The 24,397-nt window shown below is 31.4% G+C and carries 16 protein-coding genes; 11 read left to right on the forward strand and 5 right to left on the reverse strand.

What is annotated here, in order from left to right; genetic code table 11:
• The first annotated feature begins 253 nt into the window (after positions 1-253).
• From ACQ654_RS01045 to ACQ654_RS01080, 8 genes are all read left to right on the forward strand, one after another.
• Positions 254-4,087: an NACHT domain-containing protein gene (locus ACQ654_RS01045; protein ID WP_430408452.1), complete on the forward strand. Its 3,834-nt coding sequence runs from the start codon at positions 254-256 to the stop codon at positions 4,085-4,087.
• 11 nt (positions 4,088-4,098) lie between these two features.
• Positions 4,099-5,196, forward strand: coding sequence for an alkene reductase (locus tag ACQ654_RS01050; RefSeq protein ID WP_430408453.1), 1,098 nt, complete (start codon positions 4,099-4,101; stop codon positions 5,194-5,196).
• Positions 5,197-5,385: 189 nt separating this feature from the next.
• The gene (locus ACQ654_RS01055) at positions 5,386-5,577 is read left to right on the forward strand and encodes a cold-shock protein (protein ID WP_430408454.1); all 192 of its coding nucleotides are present in this window, start codon (positions 5,386-5,388) and stop codon (positions 5,575-5,577) included.
• A gap of 177 nt (positions 5,578-5,754) precedes the next feature.
• A complete protein-coding gene (locus ACQ654_RS01060) occupies positions 5,755-6,219 on the forward strand; it encodes a cold-shock protein (RefSeq protein WP_430408455.1) in 465 nt (154 codons plus the stop codon).
• A 163-nt stretch (positions 6,220-6,382) separates the two neighbouring features.
• Entirely contained in the window at positions 6,383-7,432 is a 1,050-nt protein-coding gene (locus tag ACQ654_RS01065; protein ID WP_430408456.1) for a helix-turn-helix domain-containing protein, read from the forward strand.
• 98 nt (positions 7,433-7,530) lie between these two features.
• Positions 7,531-7,965 (forward strand): nuclear transport factor 2 family protein, encoded by a 435-nt coding sequence (locus ACQ654_RS01070; protein ID WP_430408457.1) that lies wholly within the window; start codon positions 7,531-7,533, stop codon positions 7,963-7,965.
• Positions 7,966-7,968: 3 nt separating this feature from the next.
• Positions 7,969-10,128: a DUF5916 domain-containing protein gene (locus ACQ654_RS01075; protein ID WP_430408458.1), complete on the forward strand. Its 2,160-nt coding sequence runs from the start codon at positions 7,969-7,971 to the stop codon at positions 10,126-10,128.
• Between the two features lie 442 nt (positions 10,129-10,570).
• Positions 10,571-11,458, forward strand: a complete 888-nt coding sequence (locus ACQ654_RS01080) for an EamA family transporter (protein ID WP_430408459.1) — start codon at positions 10,571-10,573, stop codon at positions 11,456-11,458.
• 7 nt (positions 11,459-11,465) lie between these two features.
• On the opposite strand, the gene ACQ654_RS01085 is transcribed toward ACQ654_RS01080, so the two are convergent.
• Positions 11,466-12,311 (reverse strand): fatty acid desaturase, encoded by an 846-nt coding sequence (locus ACQ654_RS01085; protein WP_430408460.1) that lies wholly within the window; start codon positions 12,309-12,311, stop codon positions 11,466-11,468.
• Positions 12,312-12,469: 158 nt separating this feature from the next.
• Here ACQ654_RS01085 and ACQ654_RS01090 point away from each other — a divergent pair, with 158 nt between their 5' ends.
• Together ACQ654_RS01090 and ACQ654_RS01095 are read left to right on the forward strand one after the other, a co-directional pair.
• Complete coding sequence (locus ACQ654_RS01090) at positions 12,470-12,910, forward strand: PaaI family thioesterase (RefSeq protein WP_430408461.1); 441 nt, start codon at positions 12,470-12,472, stop codon at positions 12,908-12,910.
• Between the two features lie 365 nt (positions 12,911-13,275).
• Positions 13,276-16,197: a S8 family peptidase gene (locus tag ACQ654_RS01095; RefSeq protein WP_430408462.1), complete on the forward strand. Its 2,922-nt coding sequence runs from the start codon at positions 13,276-13,278 to the stop codon at positions 16,195-16,197.
• Between the two features lie 112 nt (positions 16,198-16,309).
• Here the strand turns inward: ACQ654_RS01095 and ACQ654_RS01100 are convergent, their stop codons facing one another.
• The 3 genes from ACQ654_RS01100 to ACQ654_RS01110 form a co-directional block, all read right to left on the reverse strand.
• The gene (locus ACQ654_RS01100; protein WP_430408463.1) at positions 16,310-16,954 is read right to left on the reverse strand and encodes a thiamine phosphate synthase; all 645 of its coding nucleotides are present in this window, start codon (positions 16,952-16,954) and stop codon (positions 16,310-16,312) included.
• A 65-nt stretch (positions 16,955-17,019) separates the two neighbouring features.
• Positions 17,020-17,631 (reverse strand): DEAD/DEAH box helicase, encoded by a 612-nt coding sequence (locus ACQ654_RS01105; protein WP_430408464.1) that lies wholly within the window; start codon positions 17,629-17,631, stop codon positions 17,020-17,022.
• A gap of 121 nt (positions 17,632-17,752) precedes the next feature.
• Positions 17,753-19,786, reverse strand: a complete 2,034-nt coding sequence (locus ACQ654_RS01110; protein WP_430408465.1) for an ATP-binding protein — start codon at positions 19,784-19,786, stop codon at positions 17,753-17,755.
• A gap of 199 nt (positions 19,787-19,985) precedes the next feature.
• Between ACQ654_RS01110 and ACQ654_RS01115 the strand changes: the two genes are divergently transcribed.
• Positions 19,986-22,424, forward strand: coding sequence for an FG-GAP repeat domain-containing protein (locus ACQ654_RS01115; protein ID WP_430408466.1), 2,439 nt, complete (start codon positions 19,986-19,988; stop codon positions 22,422-22,424).
• A gap of 63 nt (positions 22,425-22,487) precedes the next feature.
• Here ACQ654_RS01115 and ACQ654_RS01120 read toward each other — a convergent pair whose 3' ends face one another.
• On the reverse strand, positions 22,488-24,260 hold the full coding sequence (locus ACQ654_RS01120; RefSeq protein ID WP_430408467.1) for an ABC transporter ATP-binding protein: 1,773 nt from the start codon (positions 24,258-24,260) through the stop codon (positions 22,488-22,490).
• Between the last annotated feature and the right edge of the window lie 137 nt (positions 24,261-24,397).

Raw genomic sequence — 24,397 nt, forward strand, 5'->3', positions numbered from 1 at the left:
CGCTACGCGCATCTTATGGTTTGAAACAGTAGGCTAATTAACTTGGTTTTGACGTATAGTTTTTCACAAAATCCATTTCTTGTTGTTATGAATAGTCTGTGAGTTTGTTAACATCACAAAAAAATAATATAAATTCCTATACAAAACATTCTAAAAACTGCTTTTATACAAAAGTAGTAAGATTCAACAGTAATTATAGAGTAGGTGTCTACTACTAATTTTGTATATTTAGAACTATTATTTTAAGTTTTTTATGGTAAATCCTCGCGCGTATCTGGTTTCAGATATTAAAAAATTATTTTCACTTACTGGAAATCAGTGTTCTGCTCCTAATTGTAAACGTTCAGTAGTTGGAGAAGATGGTAATACTTTGGTTGGAAAAATTTGTCATATTGAAGCCGCAAGTCCTAACGGTCCGCGTTATCGTCTTGAAATGACAAATGATGAACGCAGAGCATATGATAATCTTATTCTTCTATGTGATGAACATCATATGATTATTGATAATCACCGAAATGAAGGTAAATATTCTGTCGAATTACTTAAGAAATGGCGAGAAAAACATATTGAATTTAATGAGCTAAAAAGAAGTATTTCAAAAGAAGATTTGGAACATCTTTTAGTTGATTTTTACACGTTTAAAGTTGATGATTATGTAAAGAAAAATATATACAATCAAGATTTCAAAACTATTGACCGCGTGTATGTTGAACTATTAGGAGAAGAAGGCTATGAAGATATTGAAGTAGTTGGCTTGGAGAAAATGAATGAGTACGATTTACTCAGAGATATGTTAAAACCCGATAGTTTACTAGATATAGACATAGAAAGTGATGATGATGAAGTTGATGATGAAGAGTCAAAAGAACGTAGAATAGATAGTATCTTAACAATAATTAATGATACTTCACATGTACATATTATTGGAAATCCAGGTTCAGGGAAATCTACGACACTACAAAAATTAGTCTATAAAAATTCACAAAAAATAATAGAAGGAAATGCTACTATAAAAATTCCTTTTCTACTTGAAGCTAAAGATTATAGCAAAGAAAATAAATTCATGCAAATGCTTGAAAACCAATCTTCTTCAGAATGGTTGAAAGACGCGTTACAGTTAGGAAAGTTACATATTTTAATTGATGGTTTAAATGAAGTAGACGCACATTTTGATGTTGAAGCGTATGAAGAATTACTTCATCTATTACATACGTATCCAGAAAATTCATTTGTAATTTCTGAACGAAAAAAAAATCATACAAATAGGTTTTCAATTCCTGTATTTGAACTAAAAGAATTGAATGAAAAGCAAATCAAAAAATTCATTCAAAATCATATAAATAACAATCATGCTAAAATTTGGAATGAGCTAGAAAAAAACGCTTCAATGATGAATTTGGCCTACAATCCATTAACGTTGCGTATGATTATTTCTGTAATCAAACAGAATAAAACGATTCCTGCAAATAAGGGTTCACTTTTTAATGCATTTATTCGTTGCTTATATAAATTAGAAGTTCGCAAAAAAGAAAAATCGAGAATTATAAGAGAAGAGACAAAATTTGATTTCCTAGCTGAAATTGCTTTTATCATGCGTTCTAGAGGAATTGTTAGTATTTCATTATTAGAATTTAAAAATTTAATAGTAAAAATAATTCCAAAATACAATTCTACCTATGCTGTAAATCATATCTATAATGAATTGATAGACAACTTAATAGTTAAAGTGAATGCGAATCAAAATATATCATTTTTTCACGAAACTTATCAAGAATTTTTTGCAGCCATATATCTTAAAAGTTTATATATAATCCATAACAAACTAGAAATTAATGTAACAGATGTTAAATGGTTTGAAGCAATTTTAATGTGTAGCGATTTACTTGATACTAAAGATAAGTACATGTCTTTTTTTAAATATCTATTTGCCGGACAAGGAAGTGAAAAATCAACGTTTGTAATTAAAGAGAACAAAATTACGCCATCAGAATTTACCGAAAATCATTTTAATGAACACATAATATTGCCTTGTAAAATTGCCTACTATTCTAAAACATACCGATCAGAAATATATGATTTAGCAGAAACGTATATGTACAATACGTTGCTTTTATGGAAATATTTTTACATAAAAGATAAAAAAATGATATTGCCTTTAGAGGTTGTTTTTGGAGCAATTTCATCACTAGATTCTGATAAACTAATTAATTATGTATTTAAAAATTTATGGTGGATTTACAATTGGTTTTATGCTGAGTATGAAGAAAAAAACAATCACTTTTCAAGTAATATAATTCCTGTAAAAATATTAGATAAGGAAAAAAGTGAAACGGATATGCTAATATTCAAAGCAATTGGAGAACATACACCAAATTTCACCAAATTTTACAGTGCTATTGATAAAGCAATTGCTACCTATGACTTTTCAAGGTCAATTTATTGGCGATTTAAAAGATTAAAATCTACAATAACCAGAGAACGCTCGGAAAATGAACTCATAAAACACTTAAATAAAGAATGGAATTTTATAGTATTTTCATATCTAATAAGATTAAATTTAGATGAAATATACAGGTATAATTTTGAAGAAAACTTGCGTAAATACAACCAGTCTATCTTAAAAATAATTTTAACCAATCATGCTAATAAAACGCTAGCACAAGAAGTTTTATTAAGAGAATTTAAACGAAATTCTTATGGAGCAAAATTTACAAAAAAAGTACTCAATAAATTTCTGTATGCTGGAATGTATCCTGTGTTGTTTGAATTGATTTGGATTATAAAAGATGAACACAACGATTTATTTAAAAAATACATTAGAATTGTAAAAACATTCCCTTTTGAAATGTTGTCTGAACAGCTGAAAGCCTATTTTACCAAAGGAAATATCATTCATTCCGTGCCATATAAATTGACTTCGGATTCAACTAACATACAGGTTGAAAAAAAATACCTTCAATATATAATGGATGGTAATGAAAAGATCACTATTAATGACGAATTTGAAGCTTCCATAATTAAAATTGAAGACAGCATTACTAATAAAGGTAGTCAATACACTATTACCTTAACCAACAAAAAGTTTCCACAAAATAAATCATCTAATACCGAGGAAGTATACAAAACTAAAAGAATAGATGTTAACAACACACTACAAATAAAAACTGTAAAAAATGAATTGCTGTATTACTTAAAAGTAAAAAATAAAAAAAATGAGATAGCACTAAAATGGTTCAATTTGTTAAAGAGTAAAAGCGCTACTTTTCAAATAAAAACTCAAAGAGGAGAAAAGGTTTATATATTTAAAAAGCCACAAGAGAAATATGTACAGAGTATAAAGAAAACAGTATATTCCAAAGGAAAAACATTTGATGTCACGATAGAAAAAAAACTTAAAACTGAACTCACAGATACAAGTGAAGAAAACGATTCTGACAATAAAAAACAGTATATAAATATTGAAATAAACGATTCAAACAGTAACTCTATTGCCCAAAAAGGCACGTTACTATTTTATACCAACTATTTGTTTGCTATGAAAAAAGAAACGGTATATCATCCTGATGCCGTTTTAGCTAATAAAAGTTTAGTAAACTATATTGACAGAAACTTTAATTATATTATCTCGTTTATTAATTCGCTTGGGATTGCATATCGATATCATCAACATATCAAAAAAATACACTATGGTATTATCATACAATCAACGGAAAAACTTGTACAATACTATTCCATGAATACGAAAAAATTCTATTCAAAATTAATTTATGATTTTGATTTGAATATATACCGAGAAGAAGACATTATTATCATAGAAGAAACTGGATTAATTACAGTAATAAATGATCTCGATGAAGCAAAACTAGATAAAATTGGATACATTGAAAGTAAAGTTGTAGCACTTGGCTATCAAGAAGGTTTTATCAAAAACACTGAAATAAGCAAAGACTATTATTTCAACTTTAAATCCTGTGACTTTATACCAGAAAAAGATGATATAGTACGTTTTATACCTGCTAAAAACTCCTATGTAAGTAACGAAAATCAGCCTATGGCTTTAAAAATATCATTAATAAAACGAAATTAATAAAAATAAGTATGACAAAAAAACCATTGTTACAACCCTATATTTCAAAAAATTTATCATTAAAAAATCGTGTAATTATGGCACCAATGACACGAAGTAGAGCCAATACTGAAGGAAATGTGCCAACAGATGACTTACACGGAATCTACTATGAACAAAGAGCTTCTGCGGGTTTAATCATTACCGAAGGCGCGCAAGTTTCTAAAGAAGCTGTTGGTTATATTCATACACCCGGAATTTACTCAAAAGCACAAACAGAAGGCTGGAAAAAAATCGTAAAACGTGTGCATGCTAAAGGTGGAAAAATTTTCATTCAATTATGGCATGTTGGACGAATTTCGCATCCCGATTTTCACAATGGAAACTTACCAGTAGCGCCATCTGCCATAAATCCGAACCGAAAATCGTACACGCCAGAAGGTTTTAAAGACACGGTTACGCCACGAAAAATGACGCAGGAAGATATTGACCGAACAATTCAAGACTTTGTAAATGCTGGTAAAAATGCTATGGAAGCTGGTTTTGATGGCGTAGAAGTACACTCGTCTAATGGGTATTTATTTCATCAATTCTTCACAAAATGTTCAAACACACGAACAGACAACTATGGTGGAAATATTGAAAATAGCGCACGATTTTTCTTTGAAACGCTTGACGCAATGAAAAAAGAAATGCCAGAACAGAAAATTGGTGTACGATTCAATCCTTCGTTAGATTCAGCTATGGCCGGAATTACCATGGATGAAGAAACCATTCCTACGTTTGAATACATCATCAAAAAATTAAACGATTACGATTTGGCATATGTACACTTATCGGAACCTTTTTCTGATGTTTCTGAAATTCCGTTTGCAGTTACCGAAATTGCGAAACATTTTAGACCATTATACAAAGGAACTTTAATCATTAATACCGATTTTACATTTGAAAAAGGAAATGATGTATTAAATGCCAATGAAGCAAATTTGGTAGCATTTGGAAAGCCATATATTTCGAATCCTGACTTGGTAGAACGTTTTCAAAAAGGAATATCATTAGCCGATTGGGACACAGAAACCTTTTACACAACTGGAAAAAAAGGGTATACTGATTACCCAAAAGCTACTTAATAAAACTAAAATTTTATTCTTTTCAGTCACATAAAAGTGCTTATTAACTAAAATAATACAGTATAATCCTACTTTTTTAGGGTAAATTAGCAAAATAATGTAAAAAAGTTCAATTAATTCCTTGTAAATCAAATTAATGGTATCATCTTTGAACTATTAAATACTATAAATAAAATAAATTACATTACAATGAGTAAAGGAACAGTAAAATTCTTCAACGACACTAAAGGTTTTGGATTCATCACTGAAGAAGGATCAGGTAAAGAACATTTTGTACATATTTCAGGATTAATTGATGAAGTACGTGAAGGTGACGAGGTTGAATTTGACCTACAAGAAGGAAAGAAAGGATTAAACGCAGTAAACGTAAAAGTTATCTAAATATATATCTCTATCTTTAAAAAAAAGTCTATCATTTGCTGATAGACTTTTTTATTCTCTGTATCTAAAATATTAAATTTAAAGTAGAATTACACAATTCTATTTCGTAATATAACAAACAAAGTTTATCTTTATAGTATATTATAAACCACATAAAAAAACAATTTAAAGATTCGAATGGCTAAATCGCAACAAACATTTAACAAAACTGAAAAAGAAAAAAAACGATTAAAGAAGAGAGAAGAGAAGCGTAAAAAAATGGAAGCTCGAAAAGCTAAGGCTAAAGAGAGCGGAAAAAAAGGTATTGAATTTGCATATGTAGATCATAATGGAAATCTTACTGATACACCACCAGATCCTTCTCAAAAGGTTGAAATAGAAATAGATTCTATTGAAGTAAGTATACCTAAAACTTTAGAAAGTGAAAAAGAAGTGATAGATCCTGTTCGCAAAGGAAAAGTATCATTCTTTGATTCTTCCAAAGGTTTTGGCTTCATTATCGATGCTGAAAATAATGAAAAATACTTTACGCATGTAAGCGGAACTATTGACGAAATTACAGAAAATGATAAAGTATCTTTTGAACTTGAAAAAGGACAAAGAGGTATGAATGCAGTAAAAGTTACCTTAATTAAAGAATAAGCTTTAAAAAATATATACAAAGCGTTTAAAATGGTGTAAAACTATTTTAAACGCTTTTTTTTGTTTAAAATAATAAATTTTAGAAGACACATATTTTAGCAATCATCTAAATTGAAAATACTCATAATATTTATATATTTGATTCCATCAATTAAAAAACCACATGAACAATCCATTAGTTTTCTTTATATGCTCAATTGGCGTATTCAATGGATTTATAGCTAGTATATACTTTTTATTCTTTAACAAGCAAAAACGTTTTCAAAACTTCTTTTTTGGCTTGCTATTATTAGTGTTGTGTGTGCGAATTGGAAAATCAGTATACACCATTTTTACACCACGTCAAGAACGCAATCTCTGGATTATGCAACTAGGATTATCCGCCTGTTTTTTAATTGGAGTATTTTTATTTCATTACCTAAAAGCTTCTGTTGAAAACAAAAAAGTAATTCCAACTGCATGGAAAATTCACATATCAATACTTGTGAGTACAATAGTAGCAGTCGGAATCATAAAACCGTACATATATCATATTGATCTTTGGTCCGATTATGTTGTTCCGTACATTTATGCAACTTGGGGAATATATTTATTACTTTCAACATACATTTTAAAAGATATCATCAAAAAAGTATTTCAAAAAAACATTCAATGTACAACGTCTGAAGCTTGGTTACTCATTCTACTTTTAGCAAACATGTTAATTTTTGTAGCTTATATAGTTGGTTATTTCTATCTCTATTTTGTTGGAACAATTACATTTTCTGCTGTATTCTACATACTGCTCATATTTTTATTATCAAAAAAGAATCGTGATCTAATATTTCAAGACATTCCAGAAAAATACCAAGCAAAAAAGATTGATAAAATTGAAGAACAAGAACTAATGGCTTCTTTAAAAGATGCAATGAAAATACATCAATTTCACAAAAATTCAAATGTAAAATTGAACGACATTGCGAAGGTTTTACACATATCTTCACACAAATTATCACAATTATTAAACGATAATTTAGATAAAAACTTTGCATTATTCATCAATGAATATAGAGTAGAAGAAGCAAAACAATTATTGCAAGAAAACAATCAATTTACCTTAGAAGCAATTGGTTTTGAAGCTGGTTTTAGTTCAAAGTCAACATTTTATGCAATGTTTAAAAAGTTAGTAGGGAAAACGCCTGCCGAATTCAAAAAGCAAGTTTCAGCTTCTTGATTTGTCCAAAATTATAATATTGGACACTTCAATTATAATCAATCACTACATTTTTTAGCTGTTTTAAGAAGTTTGATCAAATCATTAAATCAAACACTATGAAACAGTCAATTTTACTATTTATTTCGCTTTGCGCGATACAACTTTCTACAGCGCAATCGGAACATGCTTCTTTAGAAAAAACACTTCAAAAATACATCCACGGAAGTTCCTACAATCAATTAGAAATGCTCCAAAATGCATTCACAGAAAATGCTACTTTATACCTAACTGGAAGAGATGGCAATTTTAAACGATATACGCCAAAAGAATATGCAGGTTTTTTCAAAAACAAAGAAGCTGGCGAATTTAATGGTCGTGAAGGAAAAGTACTTTCGATAGAAATTGTGAAAGATATCGCGATTGCAAAAGTAGAAATTGCAGGACCAAAACGCAGTTGGGTTTATATCGATTTGTTTCTATTGAAAAAAATAGAAAACGAATGGAAAATTATTAGTAAAACCGCAACTAGCGTAGACGAAGCAAAAAAGTAATTCATGAAATACATACTAGCATTCCTTTGTTTGTGTGGCTTTATGAAGAGTTTTTCGCAAAAAGCCACCATACATTACATTGATACAAAAATTACTGTTGACGGACAGTTTAACGAAGCTGTTTGGCAACAATTACCCGAATACACAGGATTTTACAACTATTTACCCACAGACATTGGTTTGGCAGAAAATCAAACTTCTGTAAAGCTTTTTCACAATGGTGAATATTTATATGTGCGTGCCATTTATAACGATTCAACAACAGAAACACGCGTAAGTACGTTAAAAAGAGACGTTTCTATTTCATTTAGTGATTCGTTTGTGATGATTTTAGATACACAAAATCAAGAGCAAAATGGTTATCTTTTTGCTGTAAATTCACTTGGGAATCAGACGGACGGTTTGGTCGGACGTGTAAATAATGGTTACAATTTAAGTTTTAGCTGGAATGCAATTTGGCAATCGAAAGCGGTTTTAAACGGAAACAAAAAACAGTACGAACTCGCTATTCCATTAAAATCGTTAAACTTCAACAAAGAAAATCCAGTATTTGGAGTTCAATTTTATGTGCGTGACATTAAAAATAACTCGTGGACTATTTTAAAAAATGTAAAACGAAACTATGCAAATCTCGATTTACGCTTTACAGAAAAATTTACCGTTGAGAATTTGCCCGATATTGCAACATCCCGTTTTACGGTAACACCTTCAATCACAACAAACTATCAAGAAAATGTAACAGCTAAAACTGACGAAACTGTGTTTGCACCTAGTATAGATGTACAATACAATTTGACTTCTTCGTTAAAATTAGATGCGACAATTAATCCAGATTTTTCACAAATTGATGTAGATCAACAAGTAACAAATTTGACACGTTTTGCAATTTTCTTTCCAGAAAGAAGAAACTTTTTCTTGGAGAATGCAGACTTGTTTTCCAACTTAGGAGTTGACGGCGTAAATCCTTTTTATTCCAGAAGAATAGGAGCAGAGAGTAGTATTCAATTTGGTTTGAAGCTATCCGGAAATATTGCTCCAAAAACACGCATTGGTGTCTTAAATGTACAAACTGATCAAGAAAATGAAAATGCTTCTCAAAATTATAGTGTGTTGGTTGGCGAGCAACAATTGTCTGAAAACTTTACAGCAACGGCGTATTTGATCAATCGGCAAGAAACAAACAATTTTGAATTTGTAGACGATTACAATCGTGTAACAGGAATGAATTTAAATTATAAATCAAATAATAACAAATGGATTGGAATTGCCAATGTTGGTAAGAGTTTCAATGACGGAATCAACGCTAAAAATAACTTTTATAATGCAGGAATTTGGTACAATCAACGTGGTTTGGCATGGAATGCACAAGTTAAAAAAGTTGAAGAAAATTACTTGACAGATGTTGGTTTTACACCGCGTTTGTACAATTTTGATGCTATAAACAATGTAGTCGTTCGTGAAGGATATACGCAAACAACTGTTGGGGTTGAATATCAAAAATTTTATGAAAACTCAAAAACGTTGAATTCAGTTCGTTACTTAAATTATAATAATAACACGTATTTTGACGATCAGGGAAATCAAAATCAATCGTCTCATTTTTTAAATGCTGCAGTATTTTTCAAAGATTTATCAGCCGTTTACTATGTAATAAATTACGACGATGTTGATTTAAAATACGGTTTTGATCCTTTAGGAAATGGAGACTCATTGCAGCCAAATCGATATCGTTTTGGAATCTTGAAAGTTGGTTACAATTCTGCCAACAATCAAAAATTTCGATATAGAGTCAATGTGCAAAAAGGAACGTATTACAGTGGAAAACGCACAACTGCAGGCGTTTATTTGAATTATCAACTGTTACCATTTGCCAATTTAGAACTCACACATGATGTCAACCATATAGATTTGAATGAATTAGGAAACGAAACCTTTCATTTATCACGATTTACGAGTGAAATTTTCTTTTCAAATCGTTTAAACTGGACAACGTACGTTCAATACAATACACAACGAGACAATTTCAATATTAACAGTCGTTTGCAATGGGAATACAAACCTTTATCGTATATCTACTTTGTAGTTTCGGATAATTTTACACAAAATTTAGCTCGAAAAAATTGGGGAATTGCGTTTAAAATGAACAAACGATTTGATTTTTAATAAAGTCTATCAAAAATAAAAAGGCACATGCTGCATTTGAATGTGCCTTTTTTCTGTAATGAAAAATAATATAAAAACTGTGGTGATTTTAAAGAAGGTAATTTCTTTATAAAATATTTACCACAATCATCTTGATACTTACTAATGAGATACGCTGAACCTGAAAAGGTTGCGTTGAAATTATTTTTTGATGTACAAATAATTAAAATTCAACTCTCTATATAGAAAACTATGAATTCTTTAAAATATTGTAAATAATATAGTTGCATCTTTTTTATTCCTTCAAAAAACAATGAAAATTTCTTAAAAAACAATATAAAGTCATACAGATGAAGTACATACAAATTTTTAACAATTTTATATAAAATTGAACAATAAGAAAACTAAAATCAAGCATTACAAGTAAAAACTAGATTGTACATTAGCGGCTTATTTATTGTACATGAAATCTATATCTTCAAAAGCACTTATTATACTAGCATTTATTGCTATTTATATCATTTGGGGAAGTACGTATTTGTTAAATAAAATCGCGGTTACAGAGTTGCCTGCATTTTATTTGGCATCTTTTCGTTTTTTATGTGCAAGCATCTTATTGTTTGGTATTGCAAAAGCTTCTGGAAAAAGTTTGAAAATTAGCAGCAAACAATTTTTAAATTCTATATTGGTCGGATTTCTATTTATGGTTTACGGAAACGGCGTTTTTGTATCAGCATTAAAGTACATAGATAGCGGATTTGCCGCGTTATTAGCTTCTACACAACCATTATTTGTATTGTTATTAATGCGAATATTACATGGTAAAAAAATTAAAATGAAGTCCGTAATTGGGATCATTTTAGGAATTATTGGAATGTATTTATTGGTAAGTCAACAAAAATTAGTTGCAGGTGAAAACGCTTTAATCGGCATTATACTGATTTTTACATGTGTTATTGGTTGGAGCTTTGCTAGTGTGTATGTTTCAAAAGCAGATATTCCAAAAAATCACTTGGTAAGTACTGGTTATCAAATGATTATTGCTAGTTTTTTATTAGCTATTATAAGTCTTTTCCTTGGAGAAGCTTGGATTTCACCATTAGTATGGAGTTACAATGTAAAATGGGCAATGTTTCTATTAATTACATTTGGCGGTTTGGCGGCATTTACGGCATTTAATTACCTATTAAAAAAGGTATCTACAGAAAAAGTGGCAACAGCTTCGTACGTAAATCCAGTAGTTGCGCTACTTTTAGGTTGGTATGTATTAGATGAAGAATTGAGTTTGCAATCAATAATAGCGGCTGTTATCTTATTAATAGGCGTATATTTTATTACTTCGAAAAAATAAATTTAGCTCACATTTTAGATTTTAAGCTTAATACATAATGCCAAAATATAGCAAACCCAGACCATGTATAGGTTTTCAAGTATTTAGGATTGATATTATCTTCAATTTCTTTGTGTAAATTGGGAAGCGTAGTCCAGTGTGCTGAAGGATACAGATGATGTGCTGTATGATATCCAAAATTATTTCCTAATTTATTATATCCGTGATGTAGCGAATTGTTAGAATGTGAATATTTACCTTCGCCTGTGTCAAAATGATTTAGATAATCAATATATCGAGTCACAAAATGAACTAAAAAATACCAAGGTAAAATATAATACAACGCCAATTTTTGATTCCACATAAAAAACAAACCAAACACAATAAAAGGAATAAATTGCTCAAAAAAGGCAACTCTATAATTTACAGGTTCTTTCTCATTTTTTAAAATTCCTTTCTTAAATGATTCAACAATTGGTAAAAAAATGATCGGAAAAATAGTTCTGAAAGAATACACAATAGAACCAAGAATTGTAAATTTTTTAATTTCCCAAGCATATCCTTCACCAAAATCTTTTTTATGTGGCACATGATGTCTGTATTTATGTTGAATACGCCAATTATAGGCTGTCATTCCTGTGGTAATTCCCATACATAAATCTAGCATTAGATTAAGAAAAGCATTCTTTGTAAACGGCAAATGCACATGAAGATGCAACAAGTGATTAATATCATTGAGAAACATCCAAATGATAAGCACTATAATTATTTCATAACCTTCGTACAGTCCAAAAACAAATGGACTTATAAAAATAAGTGGAGCTGTTAATCCTCTAACTAACAGTAATATATCTTCTCTGTGATAAGTAATCATTATAAGTATAGGTATTTTAGTTTCTCAAATTTATCAATATAATTTATAGTATAACTACGTATTTATACTTGATTTTCAATCATTAAAGTACTGAATAATAGTTGTATATATGTAAGTTTATTATCTTAGCTAACTATTAAAAATACATTCTAATTCATATGGATATTACTAAAATGACTGGTTTAGAAATCATGAAAGCTTTCGCGGATAAAAGTCTTCCAATGCCAAGTATAGCACGTACAATGCCTATGGAAATTGATACGATTACCAAGGGCGAAGTTGTCTTTATAGTGATGGCAAACAACAATCATATCAACCCATTGGGAAGCATTCATGGAGGATTTTCGGCTACTATTATCGATTCAGTTACAGGATGTGCTTTGCATACAGTGTTAGAAGCTGGCGCGGCATACAGTACAATTGATTTAAATGTAAAAATGTGTATGCCTATTCCTATAAATACGTCACTAAAAGCTATAGGAAAAGTGATTAATGTTACAAACAGTTTAGGAATTTCCGAAGGAAAAATTGTTGATGAAAACGGTACTGTATACGCATACGGAACAGCATTGTTAAAACTACATAGAAAGAAAGCGTAACATAAATTTCAGACTAATTTCAATACCTTCTTCTATAAAAAACGAATCAGTTTTTTGCAACAAATAGTGTTTTCAATTCATATAAAAGAGTGTGATGTATACTATTGAATCCAACTTTTAATTTATTTAAATTGTAGAACTCTTCTTCAAGTTCATAGCTTTTATTTTCATCAATTTAATCGATATATGGTTACACTTTTAAATAAAATAGGAAAAACCCTGTATAAAATAAAGTCATTACACTAAAAACAAGAAGGAAACAACTCTTGATCATCTATGCATAACGATCTAATTTGGTTGAATCAAAATAGTTCCTAACTACTGGAATTACTTTTTGATGATTTTAGTAACCATAAATGAAAAGTATGAAATCAAAAAAGATCAAAAGAAAACCGAAAAATGTAACTGTGGTAATCTCAGTACATAATCCAGGAGGAACGCTTTATGAAAAAGATGCGTTAGTACGCTTGGGAAGAACAAAGTTAAAAAAAACAAAAGGGCAAAATTTTTATCGAGCTGAAATACCAAAGGGAAAATATAAATTATCAGTAACCGCGGGCGATATGCTTGCACCTTCAAGAATACTTGAAGTAACTGGAAGAAATGAAATTATACCTGTATATCTTGGGAAAAAAGGTTGGCCATCGTATCGTATGGGACAAAATCGAGTTCCTTTTCAACCAGAAGAAAAACTAGTAGGATTGATATTTGAAACGAAACCACCTTCTGAGAAAAAATCAAAAGACCTTATAAAAAAAGTATCTAAACAATTTAAACTGCAACCTCTCAAACTTAAAAATGAAAAAGGGACAAACATTGCAGGTGATGGAGCCATATGGATGTTTAAACTAAAAACTGCTAAAGATTATGATAAAATCAAAGCTGGAATAGCAAAACTCTTAGGTAGAGATGTCAGAATTGGGATTCCTGTAGATATGGGGAAAGATCAGATTAAATTAATAGATAATCGTTTTGTCGTAAGATTTAAAGATCATTTGAAACCAAAAGCCATCGATGCATTGATAGAAAAAGCAGGTGGACGTATTTTAAGAGGTTTCATTCAAGCTGGTAATGCTTATTTAATTGAGTTTTTAAAAGGAAACTGGAAAAATCATTTAGACTTAATGGAATCTTGGTATAAAGAAGATATTGTTGTCTATGCTGAACCAGATATTGTAGCAGAAATTGTAGATGATGTATTTCCTGCAGATCCGCCAAATGACACGTTATATGGAACACAAGCCAATTTAACACTACAAAACGCTGATCAAGCTTGGCAATTTCTTAATGGTATTGATCCAAATATTACGTTAGGAAGTACCAATGTAACGGTATGTTCTTTAGATCGCGGAATCGATACTGATCATCCAGATATTGGAGGAAATCTTACCGACGGAAACCCACAATTATCACAATGTTATGATTTTTCTGGGATGCAACCATGTACTGTTCCTGGGTATGCTCCAGATTCAAGCCACGGAATGGGCGTATATGGTATTATTGCCGCATCAACTGACAACAATTCGGGAGTTGCAGGAATTGCGCCTAACACACATCAAATTGGTTTGGAAAGACCTTTAGTAAGTTCGGCTAATTATGGAGATGTACTATTATGGGCGGCTGGTTTTACAACAGGGAATACAACTGCTGGTTGGCCAGTTGAACCAATTGCCAATGGAGCAGATATAATATCATGCTCGCACGGTCAGAATGGATTGGCATTATCTGGTATAATGGACGATACGTTTGAATATTTAAGTACATATGGACGTGGCGGATTGGGAACATTGGTAGTATATTCTGCTGGAAATGGTTCACAATCAATCACAGGAGTTAGAACTTTTGCAACGCATCCGCGAACATTGGCTATCTCTAATTCTATGCAACCAAATGGATTAGGAGTTGAAGTATTAAGAGCAACTTCTAATTTTGGTCCAGAAATAGATATTTGCGCACAAGGTGATAGCGCACCTTCTCTTAACGATGTTGGTGGAACACAAACATTTGGAGGAACTTCTGCCGCCGCTCCAACAGTAGCCGCCGCTGCCGCTTTAATGTTATCTGTTGAACCACAACTTACTTGGATTAACTTGCGAGATATTCTTAGAAATACAGCCGTAGTCATTGATGGCGCAAATGTAGATCCAGTAGGACAATGGGTTGGAGGTTTTAGTCAATGGTATGGTTTCGGAAGATTAGATATTCTTGCGGCAGTACAAGGCGCAAATGATTTTGATACAGGAGCTGTAAATCTTGTCATTAGAGATAATTTATCTGATGACGGATCTGTAGTGCCAACAGGTGGAACTTTTTGGAGAAGTCCAGATATTTGGATTCGTAATGCAGATCCAGCAGTTGAAGGTTTAGCCGATCCAGCATATGGAGTAAATCCGCCAAATCAAAATGCGGTATCTGGCACAGATAATTGGGTACGTGTACGTGTAAAAAATGAAGGAACAACAGCTTCTTCTAATTTTTATGTTCGATTATACTTATCACATTTTGCAGGATCACAATTTGTATATCCAGATGATTTTATTCCATCAGGAAACCCTGGAGATCCAATTCCAAATCCGTTAGTACAAGGAACGTATTTAATAGGAGAGGAGTTTGTAACCACGCAAGCTAGCGGTGATGAAATTATTTATGATTTCCAATGGCCAGCCACAATGGTGCCGCCAGAAACCGTTGGAGGAACTTCTTGGCATCCGTGTCTGTTAGCAGAAGTATCACCGCACACAGGACCAACGCCTTCAGGAAATTTAGTGATAGATAATTCCAATTTAGGACAACGCAATATTACCATTGATTATACAGATGATAGTACGGATGATGTGTATGAAGCAACAGGTGTTGTGGGTAATATGACAGATAAGTCAGCGATGAAACGTTTGGTATTACACAAAGGAAAATTACCCAAAAAGAGTATTATTTGGATGCGATTTTTAGATAAACGTGTTGAGAAAAGTGTGTTAGAATTACTTCGGAAAAATCCATCATATAAAGATTATAATATGAAACTCACAGCGGAACAGAACACTTGTAAAAAGGCAAATGCTTTGGTGAAATCTAAAAATGGACGTACTTATTTTTACACCAGAGATTCACGATTGATCGTAAATGTTCCAATGATTAATGGTAGATTAACACCAGTTGTGATCGGAACAGAGTTTAGCGATAAAGCTGGTAGAGACGGAAAAGAACTAGTACTTATTGAAGAAAATATGTCTAGTTTACAATTAGGAGGATTTGCATTACGCATTGAAAAATCTAGACCTAAAAAATAATAGTAATTGTTATTAAATTATAATTACAAAGCCTGTTTTGAGAACTATAAATACACTCGAAACAGGTTTTTTTAATGTTGTATGTAAACTACCTATTGAAGATATTTTAACTTTATTTAAATGTATGGCGTTGTTCTCTTGTTGAAGACGCGTTTAGCAATTGGTGAAATATTTTTATCGTATTAAAATTGTGTGTGATTTCCCCTGATGCGGCAATTCCAGAAATTCCCGTTGCTAAAATATCTGCAACATCTTCTGTAGTGATACCGCCAACAGCAATAATTGGTGTTTCGGTTTGTAACGCTTCAATAATTGCAGTATATCCATTTAAACCTAAAACCGGAGGCAAGTTGTCTTTCGTTGTTGTAAATCTAAAAGGACCTAAACCAATATAATCAACTTCTTTAGCTAACAATTTCTCACAATCTTGCAATGTATTTGCTGTTCCGCCAATCAGTTGCCAAGTGTACATGTGTTTTCGAGCAATAGTAGAATTGGAGTTTTCATTTTCTAGATGTACGCCATCTGCTTTTACCTCTTTAGCTATTTTATAATGATCGTTAATGAGCAATCTAGTTTGAAAATGAGCGGTAATTTCTCTCGCTTCTTTGGCTAACTTCAATACTTTTTTTTCTGCAACATTTCTAAAACGTAGTTGCACTAGTTCAGCACCAGAAGCACATGCTTTTTGAATGTTTTCTAGTTGTTCTTTTGGAGAATTTCCTTGAGATATATAATGTAACTTAGGTATAATCATGTTTTGGTTTTTTTCAGACGAATACAGACAACTGTGTATTAATTTTAAAGTATTATTTTGAATACTTAAACAGCAACTATTCTAGAATATTCCATAAAATAAGATTCAAAACGCTTTAGTTTAGGATGCATTTTTTCTGAGTAGAGTACATACTGGCATTTTTCAATACTATTGGTAATCTGCATCAGCGCATTATATGCCGATTTTTGAATTAGAAATTCACTATCATCAATACTTAATATCTTTAACTGAGAAATACTTAAACCATTTAATAACAACAACTTATTCATTGTTACTGGCGTGGAAATAAGAATGTCAATACCTTCAAATATTTCTGATTTTTGCACATCAATATGAAGTTGCTCATATCCTACATATACGCGTAACGAAGTATGTTTTGTGAATGTTAAAAAAGTATCATACAATTCTAAGGCTTTTTCCTTATTTTCTACCAAAACGACAGCTCTTGGAGAATTTCCGACTGCTTCACATTTCAATTTTTGCAAGGTTGTAAGTATAAGCGTAGTTGTTTTTCCACTATTTTTTGAAGCCGTACAAAAAACATTGGCACCACTTTTTATCACAGGAATACTGTTGCTTTGAAAAGGAGTAGGCGTTTGTATTTGGAGAGACGCTAACTTTTCTTTTATATCAGAATGTAATTTTTTAAAAGGCATAGGAAGTATAGAGCTAACTGTAATATTTATAATAATTACGACAAATATACTACCTGCAAACGAATAAATAGGAGAAGTTATTTTTTCTATTGTATAAAAAATAATTGAATGGCTCTATTTTTTAAGCTCTCCAAGAGAATTTTATAGTTGCACCAACTCCTTTTTCAGATTCAACAGTAATGACACCATTATTTTCCGCAACTATTTTCTTTACAATAGAAAGCCCAATTCCAGTACTTTCAACTTCATTGTTGACATTTAACTGACTAAACATTTCGAAAATTTTTGTGTGATATTTTGTTTCAATTCCAGGACCATTATCGCTAACAAAGAATACATATTCGTTTGGAAGTTTGGAGAACGAAATCGTAATCACAGCATTGTCTTTGTCGTTGTGCTTAATAGCATTGCTTATTAAATTCTGAAACACATGTGCCAATTCAATTCTACTAGCATAAATTTCAGTATCTACTTCAGGCAGGTGAATTGTATGTTTATTTCCATCATTCACAAAAGAAGTTACTTCCTGTAGCAAATTATTCAAACTAAATACTTCTTTGTTCTTTTTTTCTTTGGTAATTTTTGAATATTCTAAAAGATCGTTAATCAATGCATACATTTTTGTAACTCTGTCTTTTAACAACTGAAAACGATGTTTTACATCTTCATCAATTGTAGTTTCAATGTCTTCTTCAATAAAAGAAACCAGCGTATTTATTGCAATGAGTGGCGCTTTTAAATCATGTGAAACAATGTGATTGAAACTATCAAGTTCAGCATTTGATTTTTCTAAATTGCGTAAATTTTCTTTTAATTCAAGATTGACTTCAGACAATTCTTTTGACTTTTTAGAAATTTCTTCCTTCTGTTCAAGTTCAAATTCCTTTGCTTTTTCAAGTTGATGAAATGAATTAGAAAAACGTGTCATTAACAACATGGAAAGTAGTAAGAATACAACTATGTAACCAAAATTAACGTAAACGATCGTGTTTCCATCTGTACCTAAAAAAATAAAGATATGTGCGTAAAAAATTATAGAAGCTAACAATGTACTTGTCAATAATAATATTGATTCGTGTCGTTTGCTTGTAATCGCCTTGATAATGACATACGTAACATACAACAAGTTAATAATCATTAAGATAAGAAATGGCAACACAAATTTAGTAAAATGTGGAGCAGGTAAGAAAACAACCAAAACTACGAGCAAAACAAAACTATATTTAACGATTTTTAAATATATGTTATGCACAAAATTTGAAAAAATAGTATAGAAAAATAAGCTAGCGGAAGCGCCTGCTAAAAACAGCGTGATGTATTCAATTTTGGTTAAAAATATCCAACTAATCGATTCAAAAATTTCTGCAAAAGGCGCATATCGATCACTTAAAGCCATGTATGCTAGTGAAATACATAGAAAGGCAAAATAGAGTACGGCACGATCTTTATTCCAATAAAATAAAAAGAATAGTAAAAAGAAAAGTCCTATAAAACTTAAGCTTCCTATAAAAATCATGTCTGCTATAACTCGTTTCGATTTTATATTTTGAAGATGATTGCTTGTAGCTAACAACAAAGGTTTGTCAATTCCGCCTTTATTATGATAAAAATTTGCAACATGAATCACAAGTTCAAAATCGGTTTCATGTGTATTTAGCGGAATAATTTGAGAAAAACGTCTGTGTAATGTTTCTGATTTAGAAGTGCCAACACGACCTATTTCTGAGACTATTTTTCCATTAATCCACATTTTAGAAGACGCATATATTGCAGGAACATATATTGAAAGATGCGGCCTGTCTTTTGGTATAGAAAAGGTTAATTTATAAGTGGCATATCCAAAAGAAGGCAGTTTTTCAGTAGCTGTAAGCTCATATTGTGTCCAACTAGTAAGTGCTACTTTTTTATACGGTTGATTCTCAAAATTGTTAGGCTCTATGAGTTCGTTCCAATAAAATGACCAACCAGAATCAAGTGATATTTCAGAATTTTCATGAAAATCAGAAATAACAACGTCATTTTCTTCTTGCTGAAAACCATGTAAATAGTTTGTAGAAAGCATAACTATACTTAAAAAGCATACAAACTTTAAATCTTGATTGTTACACAACCAATTAGTTAGAAGTAGAATTTTTGTTTGCAAGTGTAGGTTCATAATTTCGGATACCCAAAATAGTCATTAAATATGACTTTGAGAAATTGTTACCATTCTTATATCATATTTCTATTTATGTCTGAACTTATGGAATATTTAGTATGGAAATATACCGTGAAAACACCTTTTTATAAAAGGTAAAAACATACATATTAAGCAGCATTAATACCATATTTTTGATAAAATATACTAAAATATCATGGCAAAAACAGTTAGAAGAGTATTTGATGCAGAAAACTTCTTAAATAAATTAGATAAAAACAGAGTTCATTGTAAAAGTAGAACTGCTTATACGAACTTAAATTTTAAACTATATCTAGCAATCAGTTTGCTAATTTTTTTTCTAACTAACAATGTAGCTGCACAAGGTTCCTTTGAACAAATAGCCGTTAAGAATAATGGTGTACAAAATACTCAGAGCCAGTTAGGTAACAATGGTTGGACGTTGCGATCGCAAGATAAAATTGCTCAAGTTGGAAAATTTAATTTTGTAGGTAGAAGCGAATTTATTATTCAAGGTCAGTCAGGTTTTGGAATTATTGCCCTAGATGCTAATAATGAATTTGTGACGATAGTACAGGCTGAAAATGGTACAGCTATAAGAGGTTTTTCTAGGCGACCAAGTTGGACGGTAAGTACACATGACAACGTCCTTGGTGTTGGACATTTTCATCCAAATTACAAATATGATATTTTACTGCAAAATGATTCAAGACTCGGAATTCTAAGTTTAAACAACAATAGTGATTTGTTAACTACACACACGATCGCTAACAATGAATACTTTGAAGGTTGGCGATACAAAAAAACAGATCAAATTTTAGGAATTGGTAATTTTAATAATGATAGTAAAAGTGATTTCATCATTAAAAGTTACAGCCATTTAGGTATTATAAGTGTTGACAATAATGGAAATTTTACAGCGATTACCAGCGGTGTTCGAAACTCGTACTTAGGCAATTCATTTTGGAAATTTAAGCCAACAGATGAAATATTAGGCGTTGGCGATTTCAATGAAGACAATCGCAGTGATTTTATTATAAAAAGTGACACCAATCTATCTATTTTAAGTTTAGATGAACAAAATAACTTTACACGTGTTGCTATAGGAACGAGAGATCAATACTTAGGAGATTCTTTTTGGCGATATAAAGCAACAGATGAAATTTTGGGTGTTGGCGATTTTGATGGTGACGAGCGCAGTGATTTTATCATAAAAAGCCAAACAAACCTATCAATACTTAGTGTAAATGATTCTGGAGACTTTACTAGAGTTACTATCGGACAAGTAGGGCAGTACTTAGGAGATTCTTTTTGGCGATTCAAAACAACAGATCGAATCTTAGGAATTGGCGATTTTAATGGAGATGGACATAGTGATTTTATAATTCAAAGTAATACACACATTGGAATTATTGGTGTAAATGCGGCTGGGAAATTTTTTAGCATTGCAATTATGGGAAGAAATACAGCATTTACCAATACAACTAGCTTTGTAGGATTGAATAATTACAAAGTAACTGGAGATTTTAACGTTGATCAACGTAGCGACTTTATTATAAAAGATAACAATGCTCTAAGGATTTTTACATTTAAACAGGATATAAATAGATTCCTTAATATTGATGATTGTGCTGATTGTACAACAACTCAAAACGACAGACTTATAACAGTTATGGGGGAAATGTTAGGTATCGATGGAGGTGATCCGATAGGTGATTTTATTAGTACTGCGGTAGCTTTAAAACCTGTAGTTTGGGGAAGAAACTGGTATCCAATAAGAGGAACTAGAGAAATATTATGTGGCACACTTGAAAGCTACGGTGTTACAGAAGGTGTATTTGATAACATTAGAGGAGCTAGAGAATTTGATTGGAATATAAATATCAACCCGAATCCTATTTTTGAAAGATTAATAGACGAAGTAAGACCGTACAGAGAGCGATCTGACAATGAGTGGAAAACATGCAATGGAGAACCTTGTATGGAAGCTGAAGTTACACCACCAACAGCCTTAAATGATTTTCATTATTTTATGACTGAAGAAGATAGAACTTTTTTAATAGAAGGAGAACAACAAATTTGCGTGTATGGACCTTGGGTTAGAGAAGAAGTACATGGCAATAGACCTGAAATACATCCTTCAGAATTGCTTTGGTGGGAAAATGCTAATGGGTCAAAAGTAATGGTGATTGTAAAAGACGCTTCTAACCGATTTGGTGAATCTAACAACTTTAAAGATAAGCCTGAAATATTTATTCCTTGGGCAAGTGGTCCAATGGTTAAACAATTTAAAATAGCATTTTCAGTGGAAGTAGGCGCTGAAACCGAACAATATACCTTAGATATAGGCAGAAAACATCTTGCAAATACATTTAAAAATGAAAGTATATCAAAAGACGTATTAGCAGGAAGACGCTATGGACTTGAAAAAAATGGGCAAATTCCTATTCTTGTGATTGAAAGTGTAAAAGCAGATAGATATTTAGGTGTTACCTTTGATTCTGTATGTTACAATGCTGAAACAAATCGTTTGCAAGGATATATATTGGTAAAAGCGCAAATAGGAAATAGAGACGCATTAGGTGCGTTTTTAGAAATAAAATTAACTAAACAAACCACCACCGTCAGAAGGTGATAATGTTCGGTTTTTCTTAATTCTTAAAATTCTACGGCAATAGTGCAAAACATTCATAATCACTTAAATTTTTGCTTGATAGGTGTATAATTCATAATAACGACCTTGCTCAGCAATCAATTGATCATGCGTACCACGTTCAACAATATGTCCGGCTTCAATAACTAATATTTGATCTGCTTTTTTAATAGTACTCAAACGATGCGCAATAACAACGGTAGTTCGGTCTTTAATTAATTCCGCTAAACTCTTCTGAATTAACGCTTCACTTTCGGTATCTAAACTTGACGTCGCTTCGTCTAAAATAAGAATCTTAGGATTTGCTAGAATAGCACGCGCAATAGCTAAACGTTGCCGTTGACCGCCAGAAAGTTTTACACCTCTTTCTCCAATTAATGTATCTAAACCTAAATCAAATCTGTCGGTAAATTCGTTTACATAGGCTGCATTTACGGCATTTATCAACTCAGATTCGGTGGCATTTGGTCTTGGAAACATAATATTTTCACGAATAGTGCCTTCAAATAAAAATTCATCTTGTAAAACCACGCCTAAATATTGTCGGTAGCTACTCAATTTCACTTGCGATAAATCTTGATTATCAATTGTGACTTTACCAGATTGTGGTGTTAAAAATGTAGCTGTTAATCCTGCAATAGTAGATTTTCCAGAACCCGAACTTCCTACCAAAGCAGTTACAGAACCTGCTGGTGCTTTAAAGTTAACGTTGTGCAAGACTTCTTTTCCTTCTTCATAAAAAAATGAAACATCATCAAATTCTAAAGTACCTTTTATAGTTTCTAATTGAATTGTTCTATCTTGATTATCTTCTTCAGCAGTCATATTCATAAGTTCTTCAGTTCTATCCAAACCTGCTAGTGCTTCCGTTAGTTGACTTCCAATATTGCTCATTTGTACAATTGGCGCAACCATAAATGCTAATAGAAAAGTGAATTGTATAAAATCACCAAAAGTCATGGTACCTTGAATCATATAATAACCACCAATACCCATAACTCCAGTAGTTGCGATACCTATTAAAAAGGTTGAAGAACTCGTCATTAGAGCCGTTGCCGTCATACTTTTTTTAACATTCATAAAAATATTGGCGACACCTTTTTCAAAAATCTTGCTTTCTTGGTCTTCGGCATTAAAAGCTTTAATTACACGAATACCAGCTAAAGTTTCCGTTAATCGTCCTTTTACTTCCGCATTAATTTTTCCTCTGTTTCTAAAAATTGGTCGAATATATTTAAATGCCTTTAACGCAATGATTCCAAAAATTGATAAGGGTACAAATGTAAAAAGCGTCATCCAAACGTTCATTTTTAGTAAAATAATTAAGGTTAGAATAGCTGTAAATGTTCCACCAACTAATTGTACCAATCCAGTTCCTATAAGATTACGAACGCCTTCAACATCACTCATAATTCTGGAAACTAAAGCACCCGATTTTGTATCATCAAAAAAACTAATTGGTAACGATAATACTTTCTTTTGCACTTCTGCACGCAATTCACTAATTAAATATTGTGCTTGTATGCTCAACACTTTAGTTAGCAAAAATGAAGTGATTGCTTGTACTAATATAGCTCCAAGAACAACAAAAATTAGTATATACAATTGATTGTAATCTTTTGTAGGCACAACTTCATCCAACAACACTTTGCTTTGTAATGGTATCACAAAACCTGATAAACTTCTTATAATTATCAATAGTAAGCCCAAAAAAACTAAATTTCGCCTTGGCCAAATAATAGTTTTAAAAGCCTGTTTCATGGTGACTCTTGGATTTGATTTATTTTTATTCTTTGCGGTATCTTTTAGATGTCTCATATGTGGTGGAAAGTACTATAATTTGTAAAAGTAAACATTCTAATACGATTAACTATTCAAACTGAAATTTCATGTTAAAAAAACATAAAGTTATAAGAATGAAAAGTATATTATTTGTTTGTTCAACCAATAAAAAC

Source organism: Kordia sp. (assembly GCF_965283645.1).
Classification (GTDB): Bacteria; Bacteroidota; Bacteroidia; order Flavobacteriales; family Flavobacteriaceae; genus Kordia.